Annotated in this window: 12 protein-coding genes; 4 read left to right on the top strand and 8 right to left on the bottom strand. The window is 66.3% G+C overall.

The window, feature by feature from the left end; genetic code table 11:
• Window positions 1-36: 36 nt before the first annotated feature.
• Complete coding sequence (glpD, locus tag IGS60_RS12090) at window positions 37-1,608, bottom strand: glycerol-3-phosphate dehydrogenase (protein ID WP_230504580.1); 1,572 nt, start codon at window positions 1,606-1,608, stop codon at window positions 37-39.
• Window positions 1,609-1,800: 192 nt separating this feature from the next.
• Between glpD and IGS60_RS12085 the strand changes: the two genes are divergently transcribed.
• Window positions 1,801-2,562 carry a DeoR/GlpR family DNA-binding transcription regulator gene (locus tag IGS60_RS12085; protein WP_175444698.1) on the top strand — a complete coding sequence of 254 codons (762 nt, stop codon included), beginning with the start codon at window positions 1,801-1,803 and terminating at the stop codon, window positions 2,560-2,562.
• A gap of 22 nt (window positions 2,563-2,584) precedes the next feature.
• Here IGS60_RS12085 and IGS60_RS12080 read toward each other — a convergent pair whose 3' ends face one another.
• The gene (locus IGS60_RS12080; protein ID WP_230504578.1) at window positions 2,585-3,589 is read right to left on the bottom strand and encodes an NAD(P)-dependent alcohol dehydrogenase; all 1,005 of its coding nucleotides are present in this window, start codon (window positions 3,587-3,589) and stop codon (window positions 2,585-2,587) included.
• Window positions 3,590-3,711: 122 nt separating this feature from the next.
• Between IGS60_RS12080 and IGS60_RS12075 the strand changes: the two genes are divergently transcribed.
• The 3 genes from IGS60_RS12075 to IGS60_RS12065 all read left to right on the top strand — a co-directional run bounded on the left by IGS60_RS12075 (window position 3,712) and on the right by IGS60_RS12065 (window position 6,415).
• Window positions 3,712-4,590: a LysR family transcriptional regulator gene (locus tag IGS60_RS12075; protein ID WP_230504575.1), complete on the top strand. Its 879-nt coding sequence runs from the start codon at window positions 3,712-3,714 to the stop codon at window positions 4,588-4,590.
• A 321-nt stretch (window positions 4,591-4,911) separates the two neighbouring features.
• Window positions 4,912-5,412: a MarR family winged helix-turn-helix transcriptional regulator gene (locus IGS60_RS12070; protein ID WP_070290701.1), complete on the top strand. Its 501-nt coding sequence runs from the start codon at window positions 4,912-4,914 to the stop codon at window positions 5,410-5,412.
• A gap of 85 nt (window positions 5,413-5,497) precedes the next feature.
• Window positions 5,498-6,415 (top strand): pyridoxal-phosphate dependent enzyme, encoded by a 918-nt coding sequence (locus IGS60_RS12065; RefSeq protein WP_230504574.1) that lies wholly within the window; start codon window positions 5,498-5,500, stop codon window positions 6,413-6,415.
• A gap of 3 nt (window positions 6,416-6,418) precedes the next feature.
• Here IGS60_RS12065 and IGS60_RS12060 read toward each other — a convergent pair whose 3' ends face one another.
• The 6 genes from IGS60_RS12060 to nirB all read right to left on the bottom strand — a co-directional run bounded on the left by IGS60_RS12060 (window position 6,419) and on the right by nirB (window position 15,858).
• A complete protein-coding gene (locus IGS60_RS12060; protein ID WP_230504572.1) occupies window positions 6,419-8,422 on the bottom strand; it encodes a diguanylate cyclase in 2,004 nt (667 codons plus the stop codon).
• A complete protein-coding gene (gene cysC / locus IGS60_RS12055; RefSeq protein WP_230504570.1) occupies window positions 8,419-8,949 on the bottom strand; it encodes an adenylyl-sulfate kinase in 531 nt (176 codons plus the stop codon). Before cysC ends, IGS60_RS12060 begins: the two co-directional genes overlap by 4 nt.
• A gap of 63 nt (window positions 8,950-9,012) precedes the next feature.
• Window positions 9,013-11,682 (bottom strand): nitrate reductase, encoded by a 2,670-nt coding sequence (locus IGS60_RS12050; protein ID WP_230504569.1) that lies wholly within the window; start codon window positions 11,680-11,682, stop codon window positions 9,013-9,015.
• A 22-nt stretch (window positions 11,683-11,704) separates the two neighbouring features.
• The gene (locus IGS60_RS12045; protein ID WP_230504567.1) at window positions 11,705-12,931 is read right to left on the bottom strand and encodes an NAD(P)/FAD-dependent oxidoreductase; all 1,227 of its coding nucleotides are present in this window, start codon (window positions 12,929-12,931) and stop codon (window positions 11,705-11,707) included.
• Entirely contained in the window at window positions 12,928-13,281 is a 354-nt protein-coding gene (gene nirD / locus IGS60_RS12040) for a nitrite reductase small subunit NirD (protein WP_230504950.1), read from the bottom strand. The genes IGS60_RS12045 and nirD overlap by 4 nt, the downstream gene beginning before the upstream one ends.
• A gap of 12 nt (window positions 13,282-13,293) precedes the next feature.
• Window positions 13,294-15,858, bottom strand: coding sequence for a nitrite reductase large subunit NirB (gene nirB, locus IGS60_RS12035; RefSeq protein ID WP_230504566.1), 2,565 nt, complete (start codon window positions 15,856-15,858; stop codon window positions 13,294-13,296).
• Between the last annotated feature and the right edge of the window lies 1 nt (window position 15,859).

The following is a 15,859-nucleotide window of genomic DNA, read 5'->3' as shown; positions in this document are numbered from 1 at the left end:
CACCCTCTGCGGGGCGCTGTCGCTTACGTGTGCTGCCTACAACGACAACGGGTGTTGCAACAGCCAGGCGTCGAGCGTGTCCGCCGTTTCGCGCGGCAGGTGCAGGCCCAGCTTGGAGCGCCGCCACAGCATGTCGGCCGCGCTGACGGCCCATTCGTGGCGCCGCAAATAGTCCACTTCCGCCGCGTACAGGCCGGCGGCGATTTCCTCGCCCATGGCCGCCACATCCGTCCGCCCGGCGAGCAGCACGTGGATGCGCGTGCCGTAGGCGCGTGCATAGCGCGCCACCAGCGCCGCCGGCAGCCACGCATAGTCGCGCTGCAAGTCCTGCACGAACTGGCCGAACTCGCGCACCGCTCTGTTCTGCGGCGTGCTGCCGAACACGTCGCCGCCGGGCAGGCAGGCGTTGGCCGTCCAGGCCGGCCGCGCATTGCCCGGCACCGGCGCCAACAACGGTGCGAGCACATCGAGCGCTTCCTCCGCCAGCTTGCGGAACGTGGTGATCTTGCCGCCGAAAATACTGAGCAGCGGCGCCCCTTCCCGGTCCAGCTCGAAGCGGTAATCGCGCGTGACGGCCTTGGCGTCGGCCGCCGCGTCTTCCACCAGCGGGCGCACGCCCGCATACGTCCACACCACGTCGGCCGGCACAATGGGCTTGCTGAAATAGTAACTGGAAAGCTCGCACAAGTAACGAATTTCCTCGTCGTCGATTTCCACCTTGCCGCTGTCGCCGTGGTAGTCGAGATCGGTGGTGCCGATCAGGGTGAAATCGTGCTCATACGGAATGGCAAACACGATGCGCCCGTCCGGATGCTGGAAGATGTAGGCGTGATCGTGCTCGAACAATCGCTTGACGACGATGTGACTGCCCTTGATCAGGCGCAAATGCCGGCCCTGTCCGCCCGGCGCCGCCTGCTGCAGGAACTCGGCCGTCCACGGCCCGGCCGCATTGACGACGCTGCGCGCGCGCACGGACAGCTGACGTCCGTCGCCTTGCAGCAGGGTCGCCTGCCAGGAAGCGTCCGCACCCGCGCCGTCGCGCCGCAGGGCCGTGCAGCGCGTCTGCGTGAGGATGGTCGCCCCCTTGTCCGCCGCGTCGATGGCGTTCAAGACCACCAGGCGCGCATCGTCGACCCAGCCGTCGGAATACACGAAGCCCCGCTTGAACTCGGGTTTTAACGGTTTGCCGGCCGCGTGGCGCGTCAGGTCGATGCCCTGCGAGCCAGGCAGGATTTCCCGCTTGGCCAGCATGTCGTACAGAAACAGGCCGGCGCATATCAGCCAGACGGGGCGCTGGCCCTGGGCGTGCGGCATGACGAAGCGCAAGGGCCACATGATGTGCGGCGCCGAGCGCAGCAGCACCTCGCGCTCGATCAGCGCCTTGCGCACGAGGCCGAATTCATAGTATTCGAGGTAGCGCAGGCCGCCATGTATCAGCTTGGTGGAAGCGGACGAGGTGTGGGAAGCGAGGTCGTCCTTTTCGCACAGCACCACGGACAAGCCCCGCCCGGCCGCGTCGCGCGCGATGCCGGCGCCATTGATGCCGCCGCCCACCACCAGCACGTCGCATGCCATCGTTGTCTCCACACCTTGCTGTGCTGCCGCCATCGGGACTCCGTGTCTGTCGGGAAAGGCCGGCGAGGAAAGACTAGGCATCGCCGGCGACTGTCGTTAAGATCAATACAGCTGTAATTCGAATGCAATATGGATAAGATACGCCAGATTGCGAATCGATAGCAACATATTTTTATCACTATTTGTTCGTTTTTGTTCGTTTGTGTTTTTTAAAGAGACAAGCCCATGATTTTGAATCCCCGCCAGCGCCGCTTGCTCGAAGTGGTGCGCCAGAAGGTCACCATGTCCGTCGAGGAGCTGGCCCAGCAGCTGGACGTGACGCCGCAGACCGTGCGCCGCGACGTCAAGCAGATGGAAGAAGCGCGCCTGCTGGCCCGCTACCACGGCGGCGTGGGCTTGCCCTCTTCCGTGGAAAACATCGATTACAGCCAGCGGCAAGTGTTCAACAGCGACGCCAAGCGGCGCATCGCCGCCGCCGTCGCGGCGCAGGTGCCGCACGGCTGTTCGCTCTTGATCAATATCGGCACGACGACCGAGGAAGTGGCGCGCGCGCTGGGCCGGCACACGGGCTTGCACGTGGTGACGAACAACCTCAACGTGGCCGCCATCCTGGCCGACAACGCCGCCTGCGAAGTCATCGTGGCCGGCGGCGTGGTGCGCGGGCGCGACCGCGGCATCGTCGGCGAAGCCACCATCGACTTCATCCGCCAGTTCAAGGTCGACATCGGCATCATCGGCATTTCCAGCATCGACGAAGACGGCAGCCTGCGCGACTTCGACGCGCGCGAAGTGAAAGTGGCGCAAGCGATCATCGAGCAGTCGCGCGAAGTGTGGCTGGTGGCCGACCAGCATAAATTCGGCCGCAAGGCGCTGGTGCGCCTGGCCGACCTGGCGCAAGTCGACATCCTGTTTACGGACGCGCCGCCGCCGCCCCGCTTTGCCGAGGTGCTGCGCGACGCGAACGTGAAAGTGCACGTCGCCGCCTGACGGCAACAGTGTTGCGGCCGGCTCAGTGCGCGATGGCAAGCTTGCCGAAATGGCGGCCGCCGGCAGCCAGCTGCGCATACGCTTCGGCCGTGTCGCCGAGGCCGAACACGCGGTCGATGACGGGCACGATGCCATGCGCGGCGATGGCCTGTGCCGCCTGCGCCAGGTCCGCCACGGAGCCGGTGTTGTTGCCGACGATGCGCAAAGCCTTGACGATGATGGGCAGCAAGTCGATGCTGGCGGCCGTGCCGCCGACAAAACCCACCGTGAAGACCGTGCCGCCCACGGCCGCCGCGTTGAGCGAGCGCACGATGGTGGCGCCGCCCACCGTCTCGACCACCAGGTCGGCGCCCCGCCCGCCCGTCAGTTTCAGCACTTCCGCATCCCAGGCCGGCGTGGCCCGGTAGTTGATTAGGTGATCGGCGCCCAGCTGGCGCGCCCGTTCCAGCTTGTCATCGCTGGACGACGCGAGGATCACCGTGGCGCCCGACGCCTTGGCGAACTGCAAGGCAAACAGGCTGACGCCGCCCGTCCCCAACAGCAACACCACCGATCCGGGGCGCACTTGCGCCGAACGCACGGCATTCCACGCCGTCGTGGCTGCAATCGGCAGGGCCGCACCCTGGATAAAATCGAGGTGGGCCGGCAAGGCGACCAGGCTGGCGGCAGGGACGGCCACGTATTCGGCCAGCGAACCCGGCAAGGTGACGCCGCGCATCGCGCCCACGTTGTGCGGCGCGATGGCACCGCCCTGCCAGCGCGGCATGAAGTGCGGGATGACGCGGTCGCCGACGGCCAGGCCGCTGACGCCCTCGCCCAGCGCCGCCACTTCGCCCGCGCCGTCGGCGACGGGAATCAGCGGAAAGGCCGCGCCGGCAAAGTTGCCGGTCGCAATGGCCACGTCGAGAAAGTTCAGCGTGGCGGCGCGCAGGCGCAGCAGCACCTCGCCCCGGCCGGCCTGCGGCTCGGGCAGCTCGGTCTGGCGAAACGCGGTGAGGGAAGGAGCGGTCAGTTGGATGGCTTGCATGGTCTGTTCTCGGGCAATGGGTCAGGGTGGCCGCGCGCTGGCGGGACAAACAGCAGTGTCATTTAAAATCATTAATAGATAAACTATGGTTTGATTCAATGATTTGACAGCAGGGATTGCCAATGGATTTGCTCGACAGCATGAAGGTGTATGTACTGGCCGTGGAAAAAGGCAGCTTGAGCGCCGCCGCGGCCGCCTGCGGGATCTCCGCGACGATGGCCGGCAACCACCTGCGGACGCTGGAAAAGCGCCTGGGCATGCAGTTGCTCCAGCGCACCACCCGGCGCCAGCACCTGACGGCCTTCGGTGAGGATTACTATGCGCGCTGCAAGGAAATCCTCAGGCTGGTGGCCGAAACCGATGTCCAGGCGCAAAACCTGCAACTGGCGCCCGCCGGCAAGCTGCGCATCACGGCGCCCCTCACCTTCGGCGCGGAAGCGCTGATGCCCGCCATGGCCGCATACCTGGAGCGCTATCCCGACGTGAGCATCGATGTGTCGCTGAGCGACCGCGTGGCCGACCTGGTGGAGGAAGGTTTCGAGGCCGCCATCCGCATCGGCCAGTTGCCCGATTCCTTGCTGATCGCCAGACCGCTGGCGCCCTACCGGCTGATGATCTGCGCCGCTCCCGACTATCTGGCGCGCAGGGGAACGCCGCGCCACCCGGCCGAGCTGAGCCGGCACGAATGCCTGTCCTTCTCGCCCGCCGCCCTGGCGCATTGGCGCCTGACAGGCGAGGACGGCGTCTGCAGCGTGCCCGTCGCGGGCCGCCTGCAAGTCAACCACGGCCAGGCGCTGCGCGTTGCTGCACTGCATGGCATGGGCATTGTGCTGCAACCGGCCTTCCTGCTGGAAACGGACGTGCAGGCGGGCCGCCTGGTCCAGCTGTTTCCCGCGCATGCGCTGCCCAGCCGTCCCTTGAACGTGGTCTACCTGCCGGACCGCTATCGCTCGCCCAAGCTGCGCAGCTTCGTCGATTTTCTCGTGGAACGGTTCAGCTGATTGGCGCCGGCAACACACCTGTGCCATGCGGCAGTGATCGCGCTTGAAATATTTATCAATTCGGCAAAATTCATGTTACCATTGATACAACATGAGTTATTTTTTTAATCTTCCTCTCTAGCAATACGATTATTTGCTTGATATTGCTTTTTATATATTTAGAGCAAGAGAAAAAGGAAAAACTTTTTGCCGCTGAATGATTTCCTGTGAAAACAGTGTTAGAAATACCTCAAGCACGACGATTGTTCCCAAACAAACCACTCGACAGCAAGCGTGAAGGCCTTAACCATGCCGGCAACGCCGCCCAGTGAAGGAAGAGAAATGAGCCATAATTTTGAATCGGCCGCCACGCAAGCCGCCCGTCCCAACAGCGTTCCCGTCAGCGAACTGGAAGCCCATCTCGGTTACTGGCTGCGTTTCGTTTCCAACCATGTGTCCCACAGCTTCCAGAAGAAAGCCGAAGCCAATGGCGTGACGGTGTCCGAATGGGTGGTGCTGCGCGAAATGTTCCGCCTGGGCTGCACCTCGCCCACGGTGCTGGCGCAGGTGTCCGGCATGAGCAAGGGCGCCGTGTCGAAACTGATCGACCGCCTGGAAAGCAAGGGCATGGTCAGCAAATCCATCCTGCTGGCCGACCGCCGCCAGCATTCGATCGAACTGACCACGGAAGGCGAGGCGCTGGTACCGGTGCTGGCCGAAATGGCCGACCAGAACGACGAGGAATTCTTCGGCAAGCTGCCGCGCCAGCTGCGCGACGATCTGCTCGAAGCGATGAAGGAAGTGGCGCGCACGCACCACCTCAAAAGCGTCCCGCTGAACTGACAGCCAGCGCACTGCCGGCAAGGATGACACGGTGGCGCGGGCGCTTCGGCTATGATGCTGGCCTGACTGTTTACCAGGAACACGCATGGCCCTGCACATCGAAACTCCCTTGCTCAACTCGCGCGCCCTGAGCCTGCTCAGCGAACGCGCCATCTGGCTCAAGCTCGAAGCCTTGCAGCCACCCGGCTCCTTCAAGATCCGCGGCATCGGCCTCGCCTGCGAAGAATACGCGCGGCGCGGCGCCAGCCGCTTCATTTCCTCTTCCGGCGGCAATGCCGGCATCGCCGTCGCCTATGCGGGACGCCAGCTCGGTATTCCCGTCATCGTCGTCGTGCCGGAAACGACGAGCGAACGGGCCAAGGCCCTGATCGCCCAGGAAGGCGCCGAAGTCATCGTGCACGGCGCCGCCTGGCAGGAAGCGAACGCGCTGGCCCAATCGATGCTCACGCCGCAAGACGCTTTTTTGCACCCGTTCGACGACCCGCTGCTGTGGCAGGGCCATGCCGGCATGATCGATGAAGTAGCGCGCGCGGGCCTGAAACCGGACGCGGTGGTGCTGTCGGTGGGCGGCGGCGGCCTGCTGGCCGGCGTGGCCGAAGGCTTGCAGCGCAACGGCTGGGATGACGTGGCCATCGTGGCCGTCGAAACGCAAGGCGCCGCTTCGCTGGCGGCGGCCGTGTCCGCGCGCGAACACGTGGCCCTGCCGGCCGTGAGCAGCATCGCCACGTCGCTGGCCGCGCGCCAGGTGTGCGCCCAGGCATACGCCATCAGCCAGACTCGCCCGCTGCACAGCGTGGTGGTGTCGGACCGCGCCGCCGTCGACGCCTGCCAGCGCTTTGTCGCCGACCAGCGCCTGGTGGTGGAACCGGCCTGCGGAGCGGCGCTGGCGGCCGTCTACGGCAAGGCGCCGGAACTGGCTCCCTACCGCAATGTGCTCGTCATCGTGTGCGGCGGCGTGACGGCCACCACGCAGCAGCTCGATCACTGGAGCGCCATCCTGTAGTGGCTACGGCGCCGCCTCGCGCAGCGCCACGCCGTCGCGGCCCTGCCCCTTGGCGGCGTACAGGGCCTGGTCGGCCAGATCCAGCAGCTGCGCCGGCGTCAGCGTGCCCTCGCGGAAGATGGCCATGCCGACGCTGGTCGTCACCGGCAGCGGACCGCCGGCCAGCGCAAACGGCTGGCGGATGGCCTCGACGATCTTGGCGCCGACCTGGCGCACTTCGGCCGCGCCGTTCACCCCTTCGAGAATGATCACGAATTCATCGCCGGCCAGGCGCGCCACCAGGTCGCTGGCGCGCACGCTGCGCACCAGGCGCGCGGCGAACTCCTTGAGCACCTCGTCGCCCGCCTTGTGTCCCAGGCTGTCGTTGATGGCCTTGAAACGGTCGATATCAAGATAGGCCAGCGCCATCGGCGCGCGCGCGGCCCACGTGCGCTGCATGCTCAACTCCAGCTGTTCGTCGAAACGGCGCCGGTTGGCGATGCCCGTCAGGATATCCGTGGCGGCGGCGAACTGCAGCGCCGTATGCACGGCCCTGGTCTTGGTGATTTCGTGGATCAGGCCGTACACGCCCTCCACCGCGCCGCTCTCGCCCACATCGGGCACGTAACTGGTCTGGAAGGCGCGCTGGCCAGCGTCTCCGTCGCCGCCGATGGTGAACTCATATTCAACCTCCTCGCCCGAGAAGGCGCGCCGCAGGTATTGTTCGCGCAACTGGTAGGCTTCCTCGCCCAGCACCTCGCGGATCGACTGCATCATGCTTTCCTGCTGCGATCTGCCGAACCATTTTTCAAACGTCGCATTGATGAACTGGTAGCGGTGCTCGCGGTCGATATAGACGATCACCACGGGCACGTGGTCCGTCAGCAGTTTCAAACGCCGCTCGCTGTCGCGCGTCTGCGCCACGGCAATTTCGCGCTCGGCCATCAGCGAGTAGAAATCGCGGCTCAAGTCGCCGATCTCGTCGCGCCGCTCAATTTGCAGCGCCTCGATGCCCAGGCGCTGGCGGCGGATTTCATGCACATGGTGGCGCAGCCGCGCCAAAGGCAGCAGCAGGCGCAGCACCACGCGCCAGCCGGCCAGCCCCGCCAGCGCCGCCAGCAGCACGGCGGCCAGCAATATCTTGCTGCGGATGGCGTGCAGCGGCGCGAACGCGTCGCGCATGGGATACACGGACGCCAGTATCCAGCCCGTCGACGCGATGCGGTGGTAGGCAAACAGGGCATCGACGCCTTGCGTGGTGGTGCCCGTCAGCCAGCCCTCGAAACCCTGCAAGGCGCGCCGCGCGGACATGCTGATGGGACCATGCGCCTCGATATGCTGCATGATGCGCGACTTGTCGGGATGCTCGACGATGATGCCTTCGCCGGTCATGATGTACAGGTAGCCGCCCGTGCCCGGTTTGAGGGCGCCCAGGCGGCCCAGGAAATCGGGCTGGCGCAGGTTGACGCTGGCCGCCAGCACATAACGCACGGCGCCCTGCGCGTCGAACACGGGTTGCGTGACCACGACGATGGGCATGCCGGAAATGCTGCCGTTGAGGGGCGCGGAAATCACCGAGCGCCGGGTCGCCAGCGTCTGTTCAAAGTAAGGGCGGCCCTTCACGTTCAGCCCCGCCTGCGGCTTGAAGGGACTCACGCTGGCCAGCACGGCCCCGTCGATACCGACCACGCCGGCCGAATAAAATTCCTTGCGCAGCACCGTTTGCGCAGCCAGGAAACGCTGCAGGCTGGCGCCGTCGTGCGCGCCGCCGGCAGGCAGGCTGTCGGCAATGGCGCGCAGCACGTTGCGCTTCGCGTCGAGTTCCTCATCGATGAAGACGGCGGCGCTGGACAGCGATACGTACTGCTGGCGCCCCGTCACGTCGCGCATGCCGCGCTCGGCCACGGACAGGGTGGCCAGCGCCAGCGAAGCCACGGCAGCGAGCACGAGCAGGAAGACGACCACGCTCATGCGCGCCTTCAGGCTGGCCGGCAGGCGCCGGCGCAATCGTTTGCGCCAGGTCGTCACGGCCGCTGCCGCAGGTAGCGGCAAATGCGCTCGACCGACTCGTCCAGCGCCAAGGTGCCCGTGTCCAGGGTCAGCGCGGCGGCCAGCGGCGCTTCATAGGGTGCGGAAACGCCCGTGAATTGCGCCAGCTGCCCTGCCCGCGCCTTTTCATACAGGCCCTTCGGGTCGCGCGCCTCGCACACGGCCAGCGGCGTGCTGACGTGGACTTCAATGAAATGCGCCGCGCCGATGATGGCGGCGGCCATGGCCCGGTCGGCGCGGTAGGGAGAAATGAAGGCGGCGATGACGGTCAAGCCCGCCCCGTTCATCAGGCGCGCCACTTCGGCCGTGCGGCGGATGTTTTCATGCCGGTCTTGGGGCGTAAAACCCAGGTCGCGATTCAAGCCATGGCGCAGCTGGTCGCCATCGAGTACTGCCACGGCGCACCCCTGCGCCTTGAGCTGGCGCGCCAGCGCGTCGGCGATGCTGGACTTGCCGGCGCCGCTCAAGCCCGTCAGCCAGACCGTGTCGTATTGTCCTGCCGTCATCACATTGCCTCTCCCCTTGTAGAGCTGGCAATATAGCAAAGCCGCGCGGGAAAGGACAGATGATCAGGCCGCGCTGCGCGCTTCAAGCAGCAACTGTCGTATCTCCGGCACGCAGGAGCCGCAATTGCCGCCCGCCTTGACGCAGGCCGTCACCTGCGCCGTCGTCTCCAGTTTTTGCCCGGCGATGGCCGCGCAAATGGTGTTGCGCCCCACGCCAAAGCACGAGCACACGATGGGACCGGCGTCCACGCCCTTGCCGATGGGCTGGCCCAGCAGCACGCCGGCGCGATCAAGCGCATCCATTTGCGCATGCGCAAACAGGCCGGCCAGCCAGCTGCGCGACGGCAGGTCGGGACGGGGGGAGACATACACGCATTGCGCGATGCGTCCCTCGTCCAGGTGCACGGCGCGGTACACGCCGGCGCTGGCATCCGCGTAATCGAGCCAGTCGGCGTTGTCGTCCGTGACGCCGAGCAGCGCGCGCGCCCAGGCGCCGAGATCATCGATGCGCTGGCGGCCCGCCAGTTCGTAGCGCAGGAACTGCTCGCCCTGGATGCGCGTCCAGTGCGCCACACCGCCCAGGTTGAGCGGCGTGCGGCTCAGGACAAACGCATGCCAGTGCACGCTGAACTGCTCGATGCGCACGGGCGTGTGCTTGAATTCCGGCTCGCCCGAGACGGGATCGACGACCGGATTGACGACGGCGCCCACGCGCGCGTCGGACGCATTCGCGTCGCTCCAGTGGATGGGCACGAAGACCTGGCCGCGCGCGATGCCGCCGCCATGCACGACGCGCGCCACCATCGCGCCCCAGGCGCTGGAAATGCGCGCCAGTTCGCCTTCGCGCACGCCGTACAGCAGCGCATCCTGCGGGTGGAGGTCGATGAACGCTTCGGCGACGTGGCCCGACAGTTTGGCCGCCTTGCCCGTGCGCGTCATCGTATGCCACTGGTCGCGCACCCGGCCCGTGTTCAGGATCAGCGGATAGTCCTCGCCGGGCATGTTGTGCGGCGCGCGCGGCGCCGTGGGCACGAAGCGGGCGCGCCCGTCCGCATGGGCGAAGCGGCCGTCGCCGAACAGGCGCGCCCGGCCCTGCGGCCACTGCTGCGGCGCCAGGGCGTCGTACTGTGCCGCATCCAGGCTGTCCAGGCCCGCCAGATTGAACAGCCGCGCCGTTTCCGCCCCGTTGCGGAAGGTCGACAGCCGTGCGTGTTCGGCAAAAATGGCTTGCGGCGCCGCGAAATCGAAGCCGTCATAACCCATGCGGCGCGCCACGTCGCACAGCACGTCCCAGTCGGCGCGCGCCTCGCCCGGCGCCGGCAGAAACGCGCGCTGGCGCGAGATGCGGCGCTCGGAATTGGTCACCGTGCCGTCCTTCTCGCCCCAGCCCAGGGCCGGCAGCAGCACGTCGGCATGGACGTTCGTGTCCGACTGCGCGCTGATGTCCGACACCACCACCAGCTCGCACCTGGCCAGCGCGCGGCGCACCTGGTCGGCGTCCGGCATGCTGACCAGGGGATTGGTGGCGATGATCCACACGGCCTTGACCTTGCCCGCTTCGATCGCGTGGAACAGGTCCACCGCCTTCAAGCCCGGCTTGTTCGCCATGCGCGGCGAGTCCCAGAAGGTTTGCACGGTGTCGCGGTGCAGCGGATTGTCCAGTTCAAGGTGCGCCGCCAGCATGTTGGCCAGCCCGCCCACTTCGCGCCCGCCCATGGCGTTCGGCTGGCCCGTGAGCGAAAACGGTCCCATGCCGGGCTGGCCGATGCGCCCCGTCGCCAGGTGGCAGTTGATGATGCTGTTGACCTTGTCCGTACCGGAGGACGACTGGTTCACGCCCTGCGAAAAGGCCGTGACGACCTTGCGCGTGGCGGCAAACGCCTGGTAAAACGCCAGCAGGGCTTGCGGGTCGACCTTGCAGATGCGCGCCACCTGCAGCGGGTCGCCGCAGTCCGCGTGGGCGGCCGCCAGCGCTGCGTCGAGGCCGCGGCTGTGCCGCGTGACGAACTCGCCGGCGATCACGCCCTCCTTCGCCAGATAGCACAGCAAGCCGTTGAACAGCCACACGTCGGTGCCCGGTTTCACGGGCAAATGCAGGTCGGCCAGCTCGCAGGTGGCCGTGCGGCGCGGGTCGATCACCACCAGCTTCATCTCCGGCCGGGTTTCGCGGATGCGGGCGATGCGCTGGAACAAAATCGGGTGGCACCAGGCCGTGTTCGAGCCCACCAGCACGACCATGTCGGCCAGCTCCAGGTCTTCATAGCAGCCGGGCACGATGTCTTCGCCGAACGCGCGCTTGTGGCCGGCGACGGCCGAGGACATGCACAGGCGCGAATTGGTGTCGATGTTCGCGCTGCCCACATAGCCCTTCATGAATTTGTTGGCGATGTAATAGTCTTCCGTCAGCAGCTGGCCCGAGACATACAGGGCGACGGCGTCGGGGCCGTGCTCATCGATGATGGCGCGCAGGCCGCCGGCCACCTGGTCCAGCGCGGCATCCCAGGAAGCGCGCCGCAGCACGCCGTCGGTGCGTACCTGCGGGTAGAGCAGGCGCTGGTCGAGGTCCAGGGTGTCGCCCAGGGCCGAACCTTTCACGCACAGGCGGCCCAGGTTGGCCGGGTGCGTTGTATCGCCGGCGATGCGGATGGCGCCGTCGGGCAGGCGTGTCGCTTCCACGCCGCAGCCGACGCCGCAGTACGGGCAAGTGGTTTTCACGGGCGTGCAGCTGGTCATGGGCGTATCCTGTTGGTCGCTGTCAGGCGGCCTGGGCGCACAGCGCCTGGCCAAACAATAAATGGGCGCGCAGCTTGCTGATGTCGCGGCGCTGCTGGATCAGGTCGAAATACCACGGACCGTCCTGCACGTCGCCATACAGCACGGCGCCGGCCAGGCGGCTGCCCTGCACCACGAGCCGTTTGTAGACGCCACGCCTCGGATCGCGCAGCACCAGGTCTTCGCTGCCCTCGCCGCCGATGATGTCGCCGGCCGAATACAGGTCGATGCCTGTCACTTTCAATTTGGTGGCGCTGGCTTGCTGCACGTAGCGGCGGTGCCCGGCGCCGGCCAGATGCGCGCCGCACACGCGCGCCTGTTCCCATATGGGCGCGACCAGACCGAAGGTGGCGCGCCGGTGCTGCACGCATTCGCCCACGGCGTACACGCGCGGGTCGTAGCTTTGCAGGCAGTCGTCGACGACGATGGCCCGTTCGCAGTGCAGGCCGGCCGCTTGCGCCAGCGCGATGTTGGGGCGCACGCCGGCCGTCATCACCACCAGGTCGGCGGGAATGCTGCTGCCGTTCGCAAACTGCACGCCTTCCACGCGGGTGCTGCCCATGATGGCGGAGGTTTGCGCCTGCATCAAAAACCGCAGGCCGCGCGCTTCCAGCGCCGATTTCAGCAGCATCGATGCGGGCGCGTCGAGCTGCTGGTTCATCAGGGCGCCGCTCATGTGCACCACCGTCACGTCCATGCCCTGGCGCTGCAGGCCGTTGGCCGCCTCCAGTCCCAGCAAGCCGCCGCCGATGACGACCGCGTGGCGGTGCTGGCGCGCCGCCCGCAGCATGGTGTCGACATCGTCGATATCGCGAAAACCGATCACGCCGGGCAGTTCGTGGCCCGGCACGGGCACGATGAAGGGCGTGGAACCGGTGGCCAGCAGCAGGCGGTCATAGCGCACCTCGATGCCCGACAGCGCCTGCACGGTGCGCGCCTGGCGGTCGATGTGTACCACGGGGTCGCCCGCGTGCAGGGTGATGCCGTTTTGGGCATACCAGTCGCGCGTGTGCAGCATGATGTCGTCCACCGTCTTTTCGCCGGCCAGCACGGGAGACAGCAGGATGCGGTTGTAATTGCCGTGCGGTTCGGCGCCGAAGACGGTGATGTCGTACAGGTCCGGCGCGAGTTTCAGCAATTCCTCGACCGTGCGCATGCCGGCCATGCCGTTGCCGACCACGACTAAAGACGGCCGTGCGGCGGTGTTCATATGGCCACCCACACCATGCCGCCGAACACGCGCGCCGGCCAGGCGGCCACCGAGTGTTCAGGCGCTTCGATGCACTCGCCGCTGGCCAGGTCGAAGTGCTGCTTGTAGATGGGCGACGCCACCACGACGCGCTCGCCGATGCTGCCCACCAGGCCGCGCGACAGCACGGAAGCACCGGCGTTCGGGTCGACATTGTCGATGGCGTACACGCGCGGCGCGGCATCGCCGACGCGGAACACGGCCACGTGCCGGCCGCCCAGCAGCGCGCACACGCCCGTGTCAGGCACGATGTCCGTCAAGGGGCAGATGGCCACCCAGTTGTCGGCGCTGGCGCTGTTCAATTCATTCATTGCATTCATGGCTCACGCCTCCACGGCAAGGATGGGGATCACGGTGTTGCGGCGTTCAAGGGGCGTGGCGGGCCGGATCTGGCCCCGCTCTTCCACGAACACCACGTTTTCATCGTTCTTCCCGCTGTTGACGAAATGGCGGAAACGCTGGCGCACGGCAGGGTTGGAGACGGCTTCCTTCCACTCGCAGGCATAGGTGTCGACCACGTGCTGCATGTCCGCTTCCAGCTCGTGGGCGATGCCCAGGCGGTCGGCCACGACGACGGCTTTCAGGTAGTCGAGGCCTCCTTCCAGGTTGTCGCGCCACACGCTGGTGCGCTGCAGGCGGTCGGCCGTGCGCACGTAAAACATCAAAAAGCGGTCGACATAGCGCACCAGGGTCGCTTCATCGAGATCGGATGCCAGCAGTTCCGCGTGGCGCGGCTTCATGCCGCCGTTGCCGCACACGTACAAATTCCAGCCTTTTTCCGTGGCGATCAGGCCGATGTCCTTGCCCTGCGCCTCGGCGCATTCGCGCGTGCAGCCGGAGACGCCGAACTTGATCTTGTGCGGCGTGCGCAAGCCCTTGTAGCGGTTCTCCAGTTGAATCGCGAAGCCCACGCTGTCGGCCACGCCGTAGCGGCACCAGGTGGAGCCGACGCACGATTTCACCGTGCGCAGCGACTTGCCGTAGGCGTGGCCCGACTCGAAGCCGGCCGCGATCAGCTCTTCCCAGATGGCTGGCAACTGGTCCACGCGCGCGCCGAACAGGTCGACCCGCTGTCCGCCCGTGATCTTCGTATAGAGACCGTATTTTTTCGCCACCATGCCCACGGCGATCAAGCCGTCGGCCGTCACTTCGCCGCCCGGCATGCGCGGCACGACGGAATACGTGCCATCCTTCTGGATATTACCGAGAAAATAATCGTTACTGTCCTGCAGGCTGGCGTGCACGGGCGACAGCACGAAATCGTTCCAGCAAGACGCCAGGATATTCGCCGCCACGGGCTTGCACACGTCGCAACCGAGACCCTTTCCATGCGCGGACAGCAGCGCGCCGAAGCTGCGGATTTTCCCCACGCGCACCAGATGGTGCAATTCCTGGCGCGAGTACGCAAAGTGTTCGCACACGTGGTTGTTGACGGCCAGGCCCTGCTTCTGCATTTCCGCCTTCATGATCTGCGTCACCAGCGGCACGCAGCCGCCGCAGGCCGTGCCGGCTTTCGTGCAGGATTTTAATGCGCCGATGCTGGTGGCGCCATCGGCCACGGCCGCGCACAGCGCGCCTTTCGACACGTCGTTGCACGAGCAGATTTGCGCCGACTCGGGCAAGGCATCCACACCGAGTCCCGCCTTTTGCTGGCCGTCCGCCTGCGGCAGGATGAGGAATTCCGGCGATGCCGGCAGCTCGATCTTGTTGAGCATCATCTGCAAGAGCGTGCCGTATTCGCTGGCGTCGCCCACCATCACGCCGCCCAGCAGGTACTTGCCGCAGTCGGAAACGACGATCTTCTTGTAGATCTGCTTGCGCTCGTCCATGAACTGGTAGGAGCGGCTGCCCGGCGCATTGCCGTGCGGGTCGCCCAGGCTGGCCACGTCCACGCCCATCAGTTTGAGCTTGGTGCTCATGTCGGCGCCCTTGAACGACGCTTCGCCCGCTTCTCCTTCTTCCTCCTGCAGCAGGTGGCGGGCAGCGATGCGGGCCATTTCGTAGCCGGGCGCCACCAGGCCGAACACCAGGCCGCCCCACAGCGCGCATTCGCCGATCGCATAGATGTCCGGGTCGGACGTGACGCAGCTGTCGTCGATGGCGATGCCGCCGCGCGGTCCCACCTCCAGGCCGCAGGCGCGCGCCAGCTCATCGCGCGGGCGGATGCCGGCCGAGAAGACGATCATGTCCGCTTCCAGGTGGCTGCCGTCGGCGAACTGCATGCGGTGCGTGGCAGCTTCGCCGTCAACGATGGCCAGCGTATTCTTTTGCGTGTGCACGGTCACGCCCAGCTCCTCGATCTTGCGGCGCAAGACGCGCGCGCCGCCCTCGTCCACCTGCACGGCCATCAGGCGCGGCGCGAATTCCACCACGTGGGTGTCGAGTTTCAGGTCGCGCAAGGCTTTCGCGCATTCGAGGCCCAGCAAGCCGCCGCCGATGACCACGCCCGTTTTCGACTTGGCACCCCAGGCCAGCATGGCTTCCAGGTCTTCGATGGTGCGGTAGACGAAGCAGCCATCGCGCTCCTTGCCCGGCAGCGGCGGCACGAACGGCGTCGAGCCGGTGGCAAACACGAGTTTGTCGTAGGCCAGCACTTCACCCGTGCTGGCAGTGACGGTTTTCGCCGCGCGGTCGATGGACACGGCGCGTGCATTGAGCTTTAACACGACGTTGCCCTTGTCGAAGAAGCCGGGCGCCACCAGCGACAGGTCCTCGGCCGATTTGCCGCTGAAAAATTCGGACAGGTGCACCCGGTCGTAAGCGGGGCGCGGCTCTTCGCACAAGACCGTCACGGACAGGTGCGGCGCGTTGTCCAGGGCCAGGCGTTCGAGGAATTTATGCCCGACCATGCCATGGCCAAGGACGACGATGTTCAAGGGGTGGTTCATT

It is taken from the genome of Janthinobacterium sp. FW305-128 (assembly GCF_020858135.1).
Classification (GTDB): domain Bacteria; phylum Pseudomonadota; class Gammaproteobacteria; order Burkholderiales; family Burkholderiaceae_D; genus Janthinobacterium.
This window is presented reverse-complemented; position numbering and strand designations above follow the sequence as displayed.